Annotated in this window: 13 protein-coding genes and 1 tRNA gene; 6 read left to right on the top strand and 8 right to left on the bottom strand. The window is 69.3% G+C overall.

Translation table 11 applies throughout. The features are described 5' to 3' along the window. Window positions 1-85: 85 nt before the first annotated feature. The 3 genes from IF64_RS0111930 (at window position 86) to IF64_RS0111920 (ending at window position 3,459) form a co-directional block, all read left to right on the top strand. On the top strand, window positions 86-2,203 hold the full coding sequence (locus IF64_RS0111930) for a transglycosylase domain-containing protein (protein ID WP_030532139.1): 2,118 nt from the start codon (window positions 86-88) through the stop codon (window positions 2,201-2,203). A 182-nt stretch (window positions 2,204-2,385) separates the two neighbouring features. Beyond that, window positions 2,386-3,339: a metallophosphoesterase gene (locus IF64_RS0111925; protein ID WP_030532138.1), complete on the top strand. Its 954-nt coding sequence runs from the start codon at window positions 2,386-2,388 to the stop codon at window positions 3,337-3,339. A 46-nt stretch (window positions 3,340-3,385) separates the two neighbouring features. After that, window positions 3,386-3,459, top strand: a tRNA-Pro gene (locus IF64_RS0111920). 325 nt (window positions 3,460-3,784) lie between these two features. Here the strand turns inward: IF64_RS0111920 and IF64_RS0111915 are convergent. The 3 genes from IF64_RS0111915 to IF64_RS0111905 form a co-directional block, all read right to left on the bottom strand. After that, window positions 3,785-6,079 (bottom strand): PQQ-dependent sugar dehydrogenase, encoded by a 2,295-nt coding sequence (locus tag IF64_RS0111915; RefSeq protein ID WP_246134795.1) that lies wholly within the window; start codon window positions 6,077-6,079, stop codon window positions 3,785-3,787. A gap of 170 nt (window positions 6,080-6,249) precedes the next feature. Continuing rightward, window positions 6,250-7,074 carry a hypothetical protein gene (locus tag IF64_RS0111910; protein ID WP_246134796.1) on the bottom strand — a complete coding sequence of 275 codons (825 nt, stop codon included), beginning with the start codon at window positions 7,072-7,074 and terminating at the stop codon, window positions 6,250-6,252. A 391-nt stretch (window positions 7,075-7,465) separates the two neighbouring features. Beyond that, a complete protein-coding gene (locus tag IF64_RS0111905; protein ID WP_051757761.1) occupies window positions 7,466-8,254 on the bottom strand; it encodes a potassium channel family protein in 789 nt (262 codons plus the stop codon). A gap of 58 nt (window positions 8,255-8,312) precedes the next feature. On the opposite strand from IF64_RS0111905, the gene IF64_RS0111900 reads away from it, so the two are divergent. After that, the gene (locus tag IF64_RS0111900) at window positions 8,313-10,190 is read left to right on the top strand and encodes a prolyl oligopeptidase family serine peptidase (RefSeq protein ID WP_030532134.1); all 1,878 of its coding nucleotides are present in this window, start codon (window positions 8,313-8,315) and stop codon (window positions 10,188-10,190) included. An 85-nt stretch (window positions 10,191-10,275) separates the two neighbouring features. Here IF64_RS0111900 and dps read toward each other — a convergent pair whose 3' ends face one another. Continuing rightward, entirely contained in the window at window positions 10,276-10,752 is a 477-nt protein-coding gene (dps, locus tag IF64_RS0111895) for a DNA starvation/stationary phase protection protein Dps (protein WP_030532133.1), read from the bottom strand. Between the two features lie 176 nt (window positions 10,753-10,928). Next, entirely contained in the window at window positions 10,929-11,498 is a 570-nt protein-coding gene (locus IF64_RS0111890) for an NADPH-dependent FMN reductase (RefSeq protein WP_211252568.1), read from the bottom strand. 196 nt (window positions 11,499-11,694) lie between these two features. On the opposite strand from IF64_RS0111890, the gene IF64_RS0111885 reads away from it, so the two are divergent. Beyond that, entirely contained in the window at window positions 11,695-12,756 is a 1,062-nt protein-coding gene (locus IF64_RS0111885) for an alpha/beta hydrolase (RefSeq protein ID WP_030532131.1), read from the top strand. 113 nt (window positions 12,757-12,869) lie between these two features. Here IF64_RS0111885 and IF64_RS27485 read toward each other — a convergent pair whose 3' ends face one another. Then, on the bottom strand, window positions 12,870-13,421 hold the full coding sequence (locus IF64_RS27485) for a hypothetical protein (protein ID WP_030532130.1): 552 nt from the start codon (window positions 13,419-13,421) through the stop codon (window positions 12,870-12,872). A 372-nt stretch (window positions 13,422-13,793) separates the two neighbouring features. Here IF64_RS27485 and IF64_RS0111875 point away from each other — a divergent pair, with 372 nt between their 5' ends. Continuing rightward, complete coding sequence (locus IF64_RS0111875) at window positions 13,794-14,984, top strand: MFS transporter (protein ID WP_030532129.1); 1,191 nt, start codon at window positions 13,794-13,796, stop codon at window positions 14,982-14,984. A gap of 14 nt (window positions 14,985-14,998) precedes the next feature. Here the strand turns inward: IF64_RS0111875 and IF64_RS0111870 are convergent, their stop codons facing one another. Beyond that, on the bottom strand, window positions 14,999-15,373 hold the full coding sequence (locus IF64_RS0111870; protein WP_030532128.1) for a hypothetical protein: 375 nt from the start codon (window positions 15,371-15,373) through the stop codon (window positions 14,999-15,001). A gap of 55 nt (window positions 15,374-15,428) precedes the next feature. Then, entirely contained in the window at window positions 15,429-16,304 is an 876-nt protein-coding gene (locus IF64_RS0111865; protein ID WP_030532127.1) for a class I SAM-dependent methyltransferase, read from the bottom strand. Window positions 16,305-16,360: the final 56 nt, after the last annotated feature.

The raw sequence follows: 16,360 nt of genomic DNA, 5'->3' as shown, positions 1-16,360 counted from the left end.
GGTATCCACCAATTCGGCTGGTGACGGGCCGGCGCCACGCGGTAGCCAACCCGCACGTCACGCCCCGGATGCGTACCCTGGGTCCGTGCGCAATCGAAGCGGTCTGCTGAAGATGTTCGGGCTCTGCCTGCTGGCCGGTGTCCTGGTCGCGGGCATCCTCTTCCCCGTGGTCGGGTTGGCTGGCGTCGTGTCGAACCAGGCGAGCGAGACCGTCGAGTCGACCTCGGCCGAGCTCGCCGACGAGCCGCCCCCGCAGTTGACCACGATCACCGACAAGGACGGCAAGCCGATCGCGACGCTGTACGACCAGTACCGCGTGCCGACCAAGCCCGACCAGATCTCCGACGCGATGAAGTGGTCGCTGATCTCCATCGAGGACCGCCGCTTCTACGAGCACAACGGCGTCGACTGGAAGGGCACGCTGCGCGCCGCCGTCAGCAACAGCTCCGGTGGGGACACGCAGGGCGCCTCGACCCTGACCCAGCAGTACGTGAAGAACTACCTGATCAACGTCATCTACCGGAACGACGAGCTCGGGCAGCAGCGCGCACAGGAACAGACCGTCGGCCGCAAGCTCAAGGAAGCGCGGATCGCGATCCAGCTCGAGACGCGGATGAGCAAGGAGGAGATCCTCGCCGGCTATCTGAACGTCGTCGAGTTCTCCCGGCAGATCTACGGCGTCGGTGCCGCGGCGCGCGCCTACTTCAACACCACGCCCGACAAGCTCGACGTCAAGCAGTCGGCACTGCTGGCGGGCATGGTCAACAACCCGGCGGTCAACGACCCGTGGAGCAACCCGGAGGCGGCGACGCACCGCCGGAACGTCGTGCTCGACTCGATGGTCGACAACCGCAAGCTCGCCAAGGAGGACGCGGAGCGGATCAAGAAGGAGCCGCTGGGCGTCGTGCCAGGTGGGCCGAACAAGCCGGCGGCCAACTGTGTCGGCGCCGGACCGGAACACGGCTTCTTCTGCCAGTACGTCGAGGACTACCTCACCACGCACGGCATGGACGCCGACGAGCTCTACAGCGGCGGCTACACGGTGCGCACGACCCTCGACCGCGAGGCGAACCGCATCGCCAAGCGCTCCGCGGAGGAGCAGGTCTCGAAGACCCAGGACAACGTCGCCAACACGTTGTCGCTGGTCAAGCCGGGCAAGGACCGGCACGAGGTCGTGGCGCTGGCCGCCAACCGCGATTACGGCATCGACAAGGAGGCGGGCCAGACCATCTACGCCCTGCCCTCCAGCACCGCCAACGTGACGGGTGCCGGCTCGAGCTACAAGATCTTCACCGCCGCGGCCGCCCTGCAGCAGGGCGCGGTGGGGATCTTCGACTCGGTGCCCTCGCCGGGGTCGTACACGTCGACGCGGTACACCAACGGCGGCGCTCCCTACACCGTCGGCAACGCGGGCACCTATCCCGGCAGCATGACGCTGCAGCAGGCGCTGGCGACGTCACCGAACACCACGTTCGTGCACCTGGTCGACCGGATCGGCATGAAGCCCATCCTCAACATGGCCTACAAGCTCGGCCTCCGCAGCACGATGACGTCGAACGCGGCCAACGGCGGACCGGTCGACCCCGACAACGAGAGCAACGCGTGGTCGATGGAACAGCGCAAGTTCTACGGCCCGCGGGAGAACTCGCGAGGCATGCCCTCGTTCACCCTCGGCGTCAGTCCCACGAACCCGCTCGAGATGGCCAACGTCGCCGCGACGATCATGAGCGGGGGCACCTGGTGTCCGCCTACGCCGATCGCCGAGGTCACCGACCGCAACGGCAAGCCGGTGCAGATCAAGGAGAAGCCCTGCGAGCAGGCGGTCAACGAGGATCTCGCCAACACGCTCGCCGTGGGTATGAGCAAGGACGACGTCGGCGGCGGGACGTCCGCGGAAGCCGCGTCCTCGGTGGGCTGGAGCAGGCCCATGATCGGTAAGACCGGTACGACCCAGTCCAACGCCTCGGCGGCGTTCGTCGGCGCCACCCCGCAGCTGGCCGGCGCGTCGATGGTGTTCAAGCCGGACAACCCGGCGGGCGGCATCGTCGACGCCGGACCCGGCAACGTCTACTCGGTCGGCGAGGGCGGCGGCAACATCTTCGGTGGCAAGGCGCCTGCGAGGACGTGGTTCAACGCCATGTCGAAGATCCTCGAAGGCGAACCGCCGCGACCACTGCCCCAGCCCAGTCCGCGCTACGAGTGACGGGCAGGAGTAACGGCCACCCGCGACGCGGGTCGGCAGCAGATCGACCCTGAACATCGACACCGCCGAGGGCGTGCTCCGGTCCACTCCGGGCACGCCCTCGGCTCGCTTTCCGCACCGGCCGCACCCCCGGCCCTCGCGCGTAGGCTGAGCGGGTGCACCGGCAGGGCAAGGGAGAGTTCATGAAGCGCCTCGTCACCACGACCGCGGCGGCGGGAGCGGCGACGCTCGGCTACGCCGTCGGCATCGAACGCAGGAACTGGACACTGCGCACCGGCCAACTGCCCGTACTCGACGACGACGCCGACCCCATCCGCATCCTGCACATCTCCGACCTGCACATGCTGCCCGGCCAGACGTCGAAACAACGCTGGGTCGCCGCCCTCGACGAACTCGAACCGGATCTCGTCGTCAACACCGGCGACAACCTGGCCCATCGCCGCGCCGTGCCCGCGGTGCTGCGCGCACTCGGGCCGCTGCTCGAACGGCCCGGCGTGTTCATCTTCGGCAGCAACGACTACTACGGGCCGAAACCCAAGAACCCGGCCCGATACCTCATGCCCAAGGGCCGCAAGAAGCGCATCCACGGCCACCACCTGCCCTGGCGTGACCTGCGAGCCGCGTTCATCGAACACGGCTGGCAGGACCTGACCCACCAGCGCACCACGTTCGACGTCGCGGGCCAGCGGATCTTCGCCGCGGGCGTCGACGACCCGCACCTGCACCGGGACCGGTTCGCCGAGATTTCCGGCCCCGTCGACGCCGAGGTCGTGCTCAAGCTGGGCATCACCCACTCGCCCGAGCCGCGGGTGCTCGACCCGTTCGCATCCGAGGGCTACGACCTCGTGCTGGCAGGCCACACCCACGGCGGCCAACTCCGCGTCCCCGGCGTGGGCGCGCTCGTCACCAACTGCGAGCTGGACCGTTCCCGCGCCCGCGGCATCTCCCGCTGGGGAGCCGACATGTGGCTGCACGTCTCCGCAGGCCTCGGCACCTCCCCGTACGCACCCGCACGGTTCGCCTGCCCGCCGGAAGCCAGCCTGCTCACCCTCGTCCCCCGCGGCTCCGAACCGTCCCGCAAAGCCGTCAAGGCGCGAAGGACCACCCGCCGCAAAGCCCGCAGCGAGGTCCGCTAAACTAGTTGGCGACCCGCTCACCGGGAGACCGGTGAACAACACAAATCGGGGTGTGGCGCAGCTTGGTAGCGTGCCTCGTTCGGGTCGAGGAGGTCGTGGGTTCAAATCCCGCCACCCCGACGAAAGAGGGAGACCCCCGTCCACGGAATGCGTGGACGGGGGTCTCTTTCTTTATTGCTGTGGGGGCGCAGCCCCCACACCCCCAGCCCGGCGGGCTCCGCCCCCGGACCCCTGCCTCGGGTTGCGCTTCGCTCCTGTCCTCACGTTGAGTGCGGGGCCCGGGCGAGTTCGCTTCGCTCACCGGCCTGCGTTCCTCGCCGTGTTGGCATCCCACGTCGCCGTGTTGGCGTTCTGCGTCGCCGTGTTGGCTTCAGCGGGACCCCCGAGGGCCCTATGGGTGCGTTGGACGCACCCATAGGGCCCTCGGGGGTTCGGTGTTGGCGGGCTAGTTGCCCTGGAACCTCGCGTACTGCTCCGCGATCGTGTCGGCGTCAGCCGCCTTGTCGAGGAACATCAACGAGTCCATGCGGCAGTTGCACGGATTCTTCTCCTGCGAATTCTGCGGGTAACTCCCACCGATCTTGATGCCCCGCGGGTTCGTCGCACTCGTCGGCGAACCGTCAACCTGCCACGGATCCCCGTCCTGCACGTAGAAGCCGGGCACCGGCTCGCCGTTGCGATACAACGCCATCTCGCCCGTCGTGTAATCGAACGTCGCCGCCAGATGCACCCACTCGCCCTGAGGCAGCAGCTCACGCCAATCCTGCTGCGCCGCGAACGTCTGCGACTCACCGTCGTCCAGCCGCCGGCCAAGAGCCACGAGCCGCATCTCGCCGTCGACCTCGATCAACTCGAGAAGAGCCCGCACGTCGTGCCCGTCCGACTCGCCGCTCAGCACACCGGCCAGGCCGACCGAGTTGTACCGCGCATCCGGATCACCCGCCGACGGGTCGGGGCTCGGGTTCTCACCCGTCATCTTCACCCAACCCATCACCGTGATGCCGTCGACCGCGTTGAACGCCTCCAACGACTCGACACCGTTGGCGTCACCGTCCCACACGCCGGCCTTCCAGTCGTCGTTACCGACCTCGCCCGGATTGACCTGCTTCAACTCCAACGCGTTGTTGCTGCCGGGGAACGCGCCGTCGTCGACGCGCATGTCCTCGCCGCCGTTGATCAGATCCAACAGCGTGTTGGCACTGCCCTGATCGTTCTCCTTCGCACCGTCGACCGCGAACGGACGCTCGAAGTCGTAGTGCGACACGAGGTTCTCCGACACCGCGTCGGTGACCTCCGTGGGCTCGGCCTCCTTGACGTCGGTGACCTTCCAGATCTTCCCGTTCGCCTTCGCCAGCAGGTACAACTCGCCCTCGGTGTCCGAACCGAACCGCAGATCGACCCGGCCGTCCCCGACGAAATCACTCATCCGCATGCGCTTGCCGTCGTCATCGAACAGCTGCACCTGCGTGATCGGAGCGCGGCCGGCACCCCGGCGCATCTCGTCGGTCTCGGTCGAGAACACCTCACCGTCGACGAGGTCCCCGAAGATGTACTTGCCTTCCAGCTCCGGGTGCGCATCGCCGCGATACACCTGACCACCGGACAGCGCGTGCCCACTGTCCTCATTGCACGGCCAGTTGTACGGCGGGTCGTGGTCGTAGGCGGCCACCGGATACGTGTAGCCGTACTTCGCGTCGTCCGGCGGAAACGGGAACAACGCGCACTGCGTCTCCGGATCGAACACGAACCGGCCCTCACGCTCGGCCCAGCCGAGGTTGTCGCCCTTCTCGACCTGGTACACCGCCTCGAGCGCGCGCTGTCCGATGTGGCCGAGATACATCTCGTGCTTGCCCTCGGGATCCCACGTGAACCGGTGCGGATCGCGCATGCCGAGCGCGTAGATCTCGCCCAGCGCATCCTTCTTGCCCACGAACGGGTTCGACGGCGGAATGCCGTACTGCCCGTTGGGACCGTTGTCGCCCTCGGGGTCGATGCGGAAGATCTTTCCGCCCGGCTCGCTCAGGTCCTGCGGAATGTCGGTGTCCAGGCCGATTCCGCCGTCGCCGACGGCCATGTAGAGCAGCCCGTAGTCCTCGTCACCGGGTTCGGCCGTGGGATTGAAGTCGATCTGCTGGACCGCGTGGGTGTAGGTCCCGAACCCGTAGCGGAAGATCTCGCGGTGCGTGCCGGAGAAGGTGTCCGCGCCGGGATCGTCGGCCGTCCACTCGGTCACGACGCTCTGCACCACCGAGTCGGGCTGGTTCGGGTACGTCGGCTCGGCTGCCGCGATGCCCTCCTCGCCGACCGAGTGCACGGTGTAGAACTTGCCGTTCTTCTCGAACTCGGGGTGGAACGTGATGAACCCGGCGCCCGAACCCATGCCGCGACCGGAGAAGAAGTGCTCGTCGTGGTCGCGCAGATCCAGGTACTCGTGCTGCTGCCCGTCGTCGAGAAGGTAGATCGGGCCGTTCAGGTCGGGCACGTACTGCCTACCCGAACCGTCCGGCACGTCACCGATGTAGTTGATGCGATTGTGCCGCATCAACCGTTTGTCGTCGGTCGGCGGCGTCGTGTCCGTCTCCGGCAACTGTGCGTACTCCGACAGCACGAGGCCGAGCTCGGCCGGCTCCGGATCCTCCGGAATCGGGTCGGTGATCGGCTCGTCGCTCGTCGGCGGGGCGCCGATCGCCGGCGGTGCGACCAACGACGCCCCCAGGACCGCGGCGGTCGCCGCGGTCACCCACCATTTCCTTCTGCCCATCATTGGACTCCATCCCACGTGCCTGCTTGTTCACGTGCCTGGATTTCTGGTTCTGGCACCTCGGGTGCCAGCGATCGATGCCCACCTGGTCCGTCCACGGTGGACTCCGGCGCGGCGGAACACCTCCGCCGCGCCGCGTCTGTGCCGGGTCAGTGCCCGGTGCGTGCCCGCGTACCGATGGCCGTCACGTCCTTGATCCGTCCGTAGTTGTCGAACGAACCGAAGCCGATGCGCCCACCGGAGAACGTCGCGTCGGTCGCGGTCATCAGCGGCCGGCCGCCGTCGACGTAGACCGCGATCCGCCCGGAAGGGGCGTGGTAGTCGAGCCGGACGTCGTGCCAGTCCAGATCGTCGATCGCAGGCGGTGCACCGGCCTCGCCGTCCCACTGGTCGTCGAGGCGCTCGCGGTCGGCGTCGTCGACCTTGAAGATGCCGTTGTGCGCGTAGATCGTGTTGTCCTGCGACAGGTGCACGTAGTAGTACTGCGTCGGCGAGCGATAGTTGAACACGAGGATGACGTCGCGGTCATCCCGTTCGACCGGTTCGTCGATGCGCACACTCGCGGTGTAGCGCAGGGATTCGAGCTCCGGTCCTTTGTCGACGATCGCGTACTCGAACGGGCGCCGCGGTCCTTCGGGCTCGTCGCCGCGTTCGACCTGGATCACCTCGCCGCCGGAGAACGCCCACTTCTCGGGGCTCAGCGGTGACCAGTCGCGTTCGGTCGCGTGGGGCCGCACCACGGCGATTCCGGCTGCGGCGGAACCGGAAGCGGCGGCCGAAGAACCCGGCCGCGAGGGTCCCGGGTCGGACATGTGTGGCGAGGCCGCGGCCGCGGCAGGCCACGTGGTGAGCGTCAACGCCGCGACGGCGGTCAGCGCCGCGAGGGCAGGCGTGCGGCGAGCGCGCGGCCGATCGCCGTGGCTGGCGGCCTGCCGGATGTCGGATGTTCGGGCGTGCGGAAGCGTGCGGTGCATGGTCCTCCCCGCTCGGCGAGTCGCGACACAAATGCCGCGGATGATGCGATTGGGCAACTCATGCACCCGCCGCCACCTCGACGAGCGGTCATGTCGACGAGCCGGCGCCAGGCGCGAAGAAACTCAGCGATCACCTCCATTGGCTCGCCGTACGACTCGTCTTTGTAAGCGCTTTCGGAAAGCGCTTCCCGGAAGCATAGGAGCGGTGATCCACAACCGCAAGACCGATGCGGAATCGGACTCGATGGACACGCGCGGGCCTACTCAGCGCCACCACGGGAGCCGGACGGACCGCCGGCGAACAGGGACCTCCCGCCCCGAATCCCCGAGCCGGAACACCTCCACCGCGGCCCGGCTATGCGGGCGAATCACCGCGCCCCGAGCCGGTCAGTTACCTGCGCAGGGCGGCGATCTCGGCCTTCAGTTCGGCGACCTCGTTCCGGAGCTGTTCCGTGCGCGCGACGTCGGCCGCCTCGGCCTCGCTCGCCTGCTGCGCCTGCTCCTCCATGCCACCGAACTTCTCGACGAACCAGGACGCGATCGAACCGGTGACGACACCGAGCAGGGCGATGCCAGCGAGCATGAGGCCGGCTGCGATGAGTTTGCCGTTCGCGGTCACCGGGGAGAAGTCGCCGTAGCCGACGGTGGTGATGGTGGTCATCGTCCACCACAACGCGTCACCGAAGTGCGTGATGGTCCCGTCGGGCGCGTACCGCTCGGCATCCAGCACGGCCAGCGCCGCGGACACGCCCACCAGCACCGTCGCGCCCGCCACGTACACCACGACCTGCCCGCGGACCCGTCCCTGGATCCGGCGGTTGATCAGAACCAGCACCATCACCAGCCGCAACACGCGCAGCTGCCGCAGCATCGGCACGGCGATCACGACGAGGTCGAACACGTTCCGTGCCACGAACCGTCCGCGCCGGCGCGCCAGCGCCAGCCGGATCACGTAGTCGACGGCGAACACGACCCAGGTCAGCCACATCGAGAAGTCGAGGCCGACCTTCAGCTTCGCGGGCATGCCGGGCTGCAGCACGGTCCAGGCGTAGGCGGCGAAGAACAGCACCGACAGCCCGATGAGCGGCCACTCGGTGCGCTGTTCCCACCGATGCAGCCGGGGTTCCTCGTGCTCGACGTCGGAGGTGCGGACGCCCGAGCGCACTGGTTCAGCAGACATCGCCGCTCATCATGACGCCTCGGCCGCCGTTCGACACCAGGCCTGGCAGGATCGGGGTGTGACGTCACAGCAGCCCGCCCCGAAGCAGCACCCGGCCCCGCACGCACCCGCCCGGCTCTTTCCCGACGACGTACGGGAGCAGCGTTGGCGGGCGCGGTTCCTCGCGCCGCGCGTGTCGGTGCCGAGCTGGTCGCTCGACGCCCCCGATGCCAACATCTACGTCTCCAACGCCAGCGGCGTGTGGGAGATCTACGCCTGGGACCGCGCGACGGGCGAGAGCCGCCAGGTGACCGACCGTCCCAACGGGACACTGCACGCAACCACGTCGCCGGACGGGGCGTGGATCTGGTGGTTCGACGACACCGACGGTGACGAGTTCGGCTCGTGGGTGCGCCAGCCGTTCGACGCGAGCGCAGCCGCGGGCGCACCGCGCGAGGAGGCGGCACGCGCCGAACGGGCACTGGCCGACGTCCCCGACGGCTACCCGGCAGGCCTGGAGATCGGCCACCGGCTGGTCGCGGTCGGGGTGTCGACCGACGAAGGTAGTTCGCTGTACGCCCAGGCAGGCGGCACGACCACGCGCTTCTACACCCACAGTGACGACGCGGGTGTCTCCGCGCTGTCCCGCGACGAGCAGCTGCTGGCGATCTCCCACTCCGAGCACGGCGACTCGCGGCATCCTGCCGTGCGGGTGCTGGGCACCGACGGGTTCGCCACCGTCGCCGACAAGTGGGACGGCGAGGGCAAGGGCCTCGAGGCGCTCGAGTTCTCCCCCGTCAGCGGGGACGGGCGGCTGCTGCTCCTGCACGAGCGCAGGGGCAAGGAGGAGCTGCTCATCTGGGACGTCGAGGCCGACACCGAACAGGAGATCACCCTCGACCTGCCCGGCGAGGTCGCCGCGACCTGGTACCCGGAGGCCGACGCGCTGCTGATCGTCCACTTCCACGAGGGCCGCAGCTCGCTGCACCGCTACGACCTCGGCGACGGCACGCTCACCGCGTTGGAGACCCCGCCGGGCCGGATCGGCGGTGCGGGCGTGCGCCCGAACGGCGACGTCGAGTACTCGTGGTCGAACGCCGCGGAGCCGCCGGTGGTGCGCGTGCGCAGGACCGACGGGACCGACACCGTGCTGCTCAGCCCGCCCGGTGAGGCCGCACCCGGGTCGCGTCCGCTCGAGGACGCGTTCGTCGAAGGTCCGGGCGGGCGCATCCACGCCCTCGTCGCCAGGCCCGAGGGCGCCGACGGGCCGTACCCCACCGTGTTCGTGCTGCACGGCGGGCCGCACGCCGCCGACGAGGACCGGTTCTCGGCCTACCGCGCGGTGTGGCTCGACGCCGGATTCGCCGTGGTGGAGGTCAACTACCGCGGGTCGACGGGCTACGGGTCGGCGTGGCGCGACGCCATCGAGGGCCGTCCGGGGCTGACCGAGCTGGAGGACGTCGCCGCGGTGCACGACTGGGCGGTGGCCGAGGGGGTGGCCGATCCGCAGCGGTGTGTCGTCAGCGGCGCGTCGTGGGGCGGGTACCTCACCCTGCTGGCGCTCGGCACGCAGCCCGGTCGCTGGACGGCGGGAGTCGCCGGCGTGCCGGTCGCCGACTACGTGGCGGCCTACGAGGACGAGATGGAGCAGCTGCGGTCGTTCGACAGGGCACTGTTCGGCGGTTCGCCCGAGGACGTGCCCGACGTGTACCGGGAGTGCTCGCCGCTGACCTACATCGACAACGTCGACGTCCCCGTGCTCGTGCTGGCCGGGGACAACGATCCGCGCTGCCCGATCCGCCAGATCGAGAACTACCTCGACCGGCTCGGCGAGCGCGGGGTTCCGTTCGAGTTCTACCGCTACGACGCGGGACACGGCTCGCTGGTGATCTCCGAGACCATGAAGCAGACCACCATCGAGGTCCACTTCGCCATGAAGGCCGTTGGCCTGACGTAGGGCGCAGAAAGCCCCCGAGGGCCCCATAGTTGCGTTGAACGCAACTATGGGGCCCTCGGGGGCAACACGTGCGGCCGCTGGGGGCTCACTTCTGCTGGGCCTGCCACATCCAGTGCTGCTTCTCGAGTTCGGCCGCGATCTCGATGAGCAGGTCCTGGGTGACGAGGTCGGCCTTGTCGGTCTCGTCGATGCTCTTGCGCAGCCGTTCGATCATCTCGGCGAGGATCTCGACGATGGCGTCGACGGTTGCCTTCGTGTCCTGCCAGTTGTCGGGGTACTCGGTCAGCCCCGAGGCTCCCGCGACCGTCTTGGCCTTGCCGTTCGGCGAGACCCCGATGGCGTTCGCCCGCTCCGCCACCGAGTCGGTGTAGGTGCGGGCCGCCGACACGAGCTCGTCGAGCTGCAGGTGGACGCTGCGGAAGTTGGGGCCGACCACGTTCCAGTGCGCCTGCTTGGCGACGAGCGACAGGTCGATCAGGTCCACCAGCGTGCTCTGCAGCACGTTCGCGGTCACTTCCTTGTCGCTCTCCTTGAGAGGGCTGCTGATCGGCGACTTGGCCATCTGTTCCTCCTGCGTTGTGCTCGTCCCGGACTACACCTCGCCCGCGATGCCCATCCTGCGCGGCACATGCGACACGTCCGCCGCGGGCGCCCGTCCCTGCCTACCTCAGGACCGACGGACTCGCACGTCGTCCACCACGGGAGTAGCCGAGCGCGGAGGATGCGAAACGCGGATGATCACACGCGGCGCCGGGCGAACTCCGTCACTTGGGCGCCGATGATCCGCAGGTTGCGCTCCACCTTGGCGTCGGAAACCCCGCCCTCGTCGTCGAACTTGACCTCGGCCGAGTTGACCGAGCCGCCGAGCGGACTTGGCCAGCCTCGCAACGCGTGGGTGATGGTGCGCAGCTGCTCGAGTGTCGTGACGGCCGCCTGCCATCCGTAGGCGACGCCGATCAGCCCGACGGCGCGCCCGTCGAGGTAGGGGCGTTCGTCCGAGCGCAGGTCCTCCACGTAGTCGAGGGCGTTCTTGACCAGGCCGGACAGTCCGCCGTGGTATCCGGGCGAGACGACGATCAGCCCGTCGGCCCCGCGCACCGCCTCCACGAGATCGCGTGCCTGCTGGGTGCGTTCGACCGAGCTCGCGTCGTAGAACGGCAGGTTCAGCGCGGTGCCGCACAGTGCCGACGTCTCGGCGCCCGCCTCCGCGGCCGCGTCGAGCGCCACGCGCAGCGCGCGTTCGGACTGCGAGCCGTCGCGCAGCGAGCCTCCGATACCGAGCACCTTGACCGCACCTGAAGAAGTCACCCTTCGAGGCTAAGGGCTCGACCATGGTCGAGGTCCAGCGTGATGGCGGTGACACGACATCCGTCACACCTCGCCCACCGTGATCGGCAGAGCACTGTCGGACACGCCACACCGACGTGGCGAGCACGCTCCTGGCCGCGAAGGCTACTGATTAGTAGCCTCGGTGCGCAGTCAGAGTCGACGGGAGGCACCACCGATGGCGATTCCAGCCCAGATCCGGATCCAGGCAGCGGCGATGAAGGCGATCTACGCACTGCCGCGGCCGATCCGGCGGTTGATCGCGGGCAAGCAGATCGAACGGGACGGGCAACAGCTCGCGCTGGACGTACAGGTCCTGCTCCGGATGCAGCAGCTGTCCGGCACGTCGCTGGTGCACTCCAGTCTCGACGTCGAGCGCTCCCGCGCGGGCCTCGACGTCTCCCGGCACCTGGTGAGCGGCCCGCCGATCCAGCCGGTGGCTGCGCGCGACGTGATGATCCCCGCCGACCACGGCGACATCCCCGCGCGCCTCTACACACCGCAGGGCCTCGCACCCGGATCGCCGATGCTCGTCTTCTACCACGGAGGCGGCTTCGTGCTGGGCACGCGCGACAGCCACGACAACACCGCCCGGTTCCTCGCCAAGCAGGCCGGCGTCCGCGTGCTGTCCGTGGAGTACCGGTTGGCACCCGAGCATCCGTTCCCGGCGGCGCAGGAGGACGCGCTCACCGCGTTCGACTTCGCGCACGCCAAAGCCTCCGACCTGGGCGCAGATCCCGACCGCATCGCCGTCGGCGGAGACAGCGCGGGCGGCAACCTCGCGGCCGTCACGGCGCTGGTCACCACCCGGCGCGGCGGTCCGGCGCCGGCCTTCCAGCTGCTGCTGTACCCGACGACGGACGGCACCACCCGCAGGCGTTCGCGCGAGCTGTTCGCCGACGGCTTCTTCCTAACCGACGAACACATGGACTGGTTCATCGACAAGTACGCACCGGAAGGTGTCGACCGGTCGAACCCGCTGCTGTCCCCACTCCTGGCCGAGGACCACAGCGGCCTGCCGCCTGCCTTCGTGGTGACCGCGGGTTTCGACCCGCTGCGCGACGAGGGCGAGGCCTACGCGGCGAAACTGGCCGAGGCGGGCGTGCCCGTCGGCCTGAGCAGGCAGGAGGACCTGATCCACGGGTTCGTCAACTTCCTCGGCATCGGCACCCGTTTCCGTGAGGCCACCGCCGAGGCGGCGGGCGCGCTGCGCATGGGCCTTTCCGGTTACGCCCGCTAACGGCTCGGCACACAGAAGCCCCGGGGCTCACGTCACGTCGACGTGGGCCCCGGGGCTTCTTCTCGGATGATGCCGACCCGGGCAGACCCGATCGGTCCCGGCTCAGCTGCGCGTCACGGCGCCGGAACGTCCGGCACCTCGGGCACCTCAGGCACCTCGGGCACGCCCGGAACCTCCGGCACGGCCGGGACGTCGCCGAGCAGACCGCCCAGCAGACCCTGCACCGTCGCCAGCAACGACTGCAGCAGGCCGTTCACCGCGCTGAGCGGATCGGGCAGTTCCGGCAGCTGCTTGGTCTCGGCGTCGGCGGTGTAGGTGCGCGGCTGCGCGCTCGGGTCCGCGAGGACCTTCTGTACCTGCTGGTTCTGTGCCAAGGCCTCCTTCGCGTCACCGACCGTCGCCCTGCTGGTCTCGGTGGCGGCGAGCTTGTCGAGCACCGGGGCCATCTGGTCGAGCGCGCGTTCCGTGCCCTGCACGTCACCGGAGTAAGCCCGATTGGTGAGCTGGTCACGCAGGTCCAGCAGGCGGTGCGCGGTGGACTGGGTCGTGGCCGAGCCGCTGCCGCCGTCGCTGATGGTCGCGGCTGCCGCGATCCCCGACGTGGAGACGGCGATCGCCGCTCCCGACAACACCGCGGCCACCGTGCGAGCGAATCCGGACTTCATGTCTGCCAACCTCCTGGCGTGGAAGAGCAACGAACACTTCAAGCCGTACCAACCGGAGTCGGGGGGCACACGCTGCAATCCCCCGATTCCGTGGCGTGATTCGACTACCCCGGGTGTCGGCGGCGTGGGCGGCGCACTGGGCTGTTCAAGTGGCGCCTCACCCGTTCGCCGGTGCGACAAGTACCGAGACGAGCGATCCGGGCGTCACCGTGTGGTCCGCCCGTCCACCACACACCCCATTCCCGTCCCTCGAAGTAGCCGTGGGCGCCCGTCGGCGGCGTGTTCACCCGCAGGCGCGTCACCCGTGAGCCGCGGGCGTGATGTGACCGAAAAAAGTTGCACGCCCGTACCGAGGTGCGGTTACGTCGAGGTGTGTCGTTGATGGCGTACCTGCACGTTCTCCGCATTCCTCGCATGGCCACCTCGACGCTCGTCGCCATGCTCGCCCGACTGCCCATGACCGCCACCGGCGTCACGCTGACCCTCCACGTGGTGGGCACCCTCGGACACGGCTACGGCGCGGCCGGGCTGGTCGGCACCGCCACGACGGCGGGAACCGCCACCGCGGCACCGCTGCTCGGCAGGATGATCGACAGGTACGGCCTGCGCCCCGTCGTCGCCGTCTGCGGCACGACGTCGGCGACGTTCTGGATCAGTGCACCGCACCTGCCCTACCCGGTGCTGCTCGTGGCGGCGTTCCCCGCCGGGGCGCTGCTCGTGCCCGCGGGCCCGATCGCGCGGCAGGTGATCGCCGCGCTCGTCCCTGCCGGGCAGCGCCGGACCGCCTACTCCCTCGACTCCGTGCTCGTCGAGTTGACCTTCATGACCGGCCCCGCGCTCGGCATCCTCGTCAGCACCCAGGTGTCCTCCACTGCCGCGCTGACGGGCATCGGCGCGTTGTTCGGCACCTGCGCGGTGGCGCTCTACGTGGTCAACCCTCCGGTGCGGACGGCGGAGGAGGCCGGCCGCGCCCGCGCCGACGCGCGGCCGCCGTTGCGGTCGTGGCTCGGGCCGCGCATGCTCGCGACCCTGCTCGTCGCCACCGGGGCGTTGTTCGTCCTCGTCGGCGCCGAGCTCGCGGTGCTGGCCGCGCTCCGCGAGTCCGGCGAGGTCAGTTGGTCGGGCGTGGTCATCGCCGTGATGTGCCTGGCCTCGCTGCTCGGCGGCATCGTGCACGGCATTGCCCGCCGCTCGGCCTCGCAGATGCCGCTCATGGTGGCGTTGGCGGTGTTGACGGTGCCCGTGGCACTGGTCGACGAGCCGTGGTGGCTGCTCGCCCTGGTGCTGGTGCCGTCCAATCTCGTGTGCGCACCGACGCTCGCCGCGACGACCGAACAGGTGTCCCGCCTGGCTCCGCCCGAGGTACGCGGCGAGGCGATGGGCGTCCAGGACTCCGCCACCCGGATCGGCCTCGCACTGGGCAGCCCCGTGGTCGGATTCGTCATGGACCACACGTCACCGAGCCTCGGCTTCGTCGCGGCCGGTCTCGGCGGCCTGGCGTTCGCGGCCGTCGGCGCACTCCTGCACCGCCGCGCCCCTGCGCCGGTTCCGCAGCCGGTCTGAACCAGAGCCCGCGGTTACAGGCAGGCCTTCCGGAGGTTCTCCAGGTTGTTCAGGTTCCGCTGGACCCACTGGTTGAAGTCGCTCATGCGGTCGACACGGCGTTGCTCCAGTTCGACGTAGCCGTCGGCCAGCGCGGTCAGGTTCTGCTTGACGTCCTGCTCGGCGACGTCGGAGGCGAGATCACGCAGCTTCCGCGCCTTCTCGCCGGCCTCGGACTTGACCTTCTCCGCGTCGACACTCGGATTCAGGTCCACGATGCCCAGTGCCTGCCCGCACACACTGGCCTTGTCGGCGGCACCGTTCACGGTGTCGTGCATCTCCGCGGCCTCGGAGCATCCGGCGAGCAACATCATTCCCAGCGCGGCGGCGGGCACCGTCCTTGTCCACATGGCCCTGCAACCTACCGGGAAACACCGCCGCCGTGGCCGTTTCCCCGCGAGCAGGTCACCGCTTCCGCGCCGTCAGGTACCGGCCGTTGCCCGCGAGTTCGGAGACCTCGTCGTCGAACGTCCTTCCGTACCGCTGCGCCAGCTCCGCAACGGTCACCTCGTCCACCGACCAGCCGAGCTCGCCGAGGCGCACGTGCGGGTCGTAGTCCGCGTCCGGCAGCAACGACGTGATGTCGATACCCGTGCGCTCCGCCAACGTGGCGGCTGCCGAGTCGGCGAGAGCGGAGCGAACCCCGGGCATGTACTCCACGGCGATCGCGCTGCCGGGTTCGGAGTGCGCGTGCACGGTCGTCAGCAGCCGCTCGGCGACCTCCTCGGGCAGGTACATGATGAGCCCCTCGGCGAGCCACGCCGTCGGCGCCTTCGGATCGAAGCCCGCGTCGCGCAGCGCCGTTGCCCAGTCGTCGCGCAGGTCAACCGGGACCGCACGGCGTTCACACCTCGCCTCGGCCCCACTCCGGCGGAGCACCTCGTCCTTGAACTCCAGCACGCGCGGCTGGTCGACCTCGTAGACGGTCGTGTCCTCCGGCCACTCCAGACGGAACGCCCGACTGTCCAAACCGGCCGCCAGCACCACGACCTGACGGATTCCCGCAGTGTCGACGCAGTCGCGGAGATACTCGTCGAGGAATCGCGATCGCAACCCGAGGAACACGGACATGATCGACCACTGGTACTCGTCGTCGTCGACCTCCTCGGCCCGCGTCGGCATGGGAACGGGGGATTCCGCGGCACGAACGAAGTCCGCGGCGTACGGATCCCGCACGAGCGGGTCGGGACGGCTGGTCTCGACGGCCCTCGCGGCAGCGACCCCGAGTGCCGTGATGCCCACACCGGACACGATGTCCCAGTCGCGCAACTCGCCTGCCATGTCCGCACCCCTTTCGCCGTGTAACCGCTCCATCACGAGTCGTACCAGCGTTTACT

The sequence above is a fragment of the Prauserella rugosa genome, assembly GCF_000719975.1.
Taxonomy (GTDB): domain Bacteria; phylum Actinomycetota; class Actinomycetes; order Mycobacteriales; family Pseudonocardiaceae; genus Prauserella; species Prauserella rugosa.
The sequence above is the reverse complement of the archived record's forward strand: the minus strand, read 5'-3'. Positions and strand labels throughout refer to the sequence as shown.

Excerpts from the sequence above, each read along its gene's own strand:
- IF64_RS0111925 (WP_030532138.1), top strand. The coding sequence starts at position 2,386 with ATGAAGCGCCTCGTCACCACGACCGCGGCGGCGGGAGCGGCGACGCTC.
- IF64_RS0111910 (WP_246134796.1), bottom strand. The coding sequence starts at position 7,074 with ATGCACCGCACGCTTCCGCACGCCCGAACATCCGACATCCGGCAGGCC.
- IF64_RS0111905 (WP_051757761.1), bottom strand. The coding sequence starts at position 8,254 with ATGTCTGCTGAACCAGTGCGCTCGGGCGTCCGCACCTCCGACGTCGAG.
- dps (WP_030532133.1), bottom strand. The coding sequence starts at position 10,752 with ATGGCCAAGTCGCCGATCAGCAGCCCTCTCAAGGAGAGCGACAAGGAA.
- IF64_RS0111885 (WP_030532131.1), top strand. The coding sequence starts at position 11,695 with ATGGCGATTCCAGCCCAGATCCGGATCCAGGCAGCGGCGATGAAGGCG.
- IF64_RS27485 (WP_030532130.1), bottom strand. The coding sequence starts at position 13,421 with ATGAAGTCCGGATTCGCTCGCACGGTGGCCGCGGTGTTGTCGGGAGCG.
- IF64_RS0111870 (WP_030532128.1), bottom strand. The coding sequence starts at position 15,373 with ATGTGGACAAGGACGGTGCCCGCCGCCGCGCTGGGAATGATGTTGCTC.
- IF64_RS0111865 (WP_030532127.1), bottom strand. The coding sequence starts at position 16,304 with ATGGCAGGCGAGTTGCGCGACTGGGACATCGTGTCCGGTGTGGGCATC.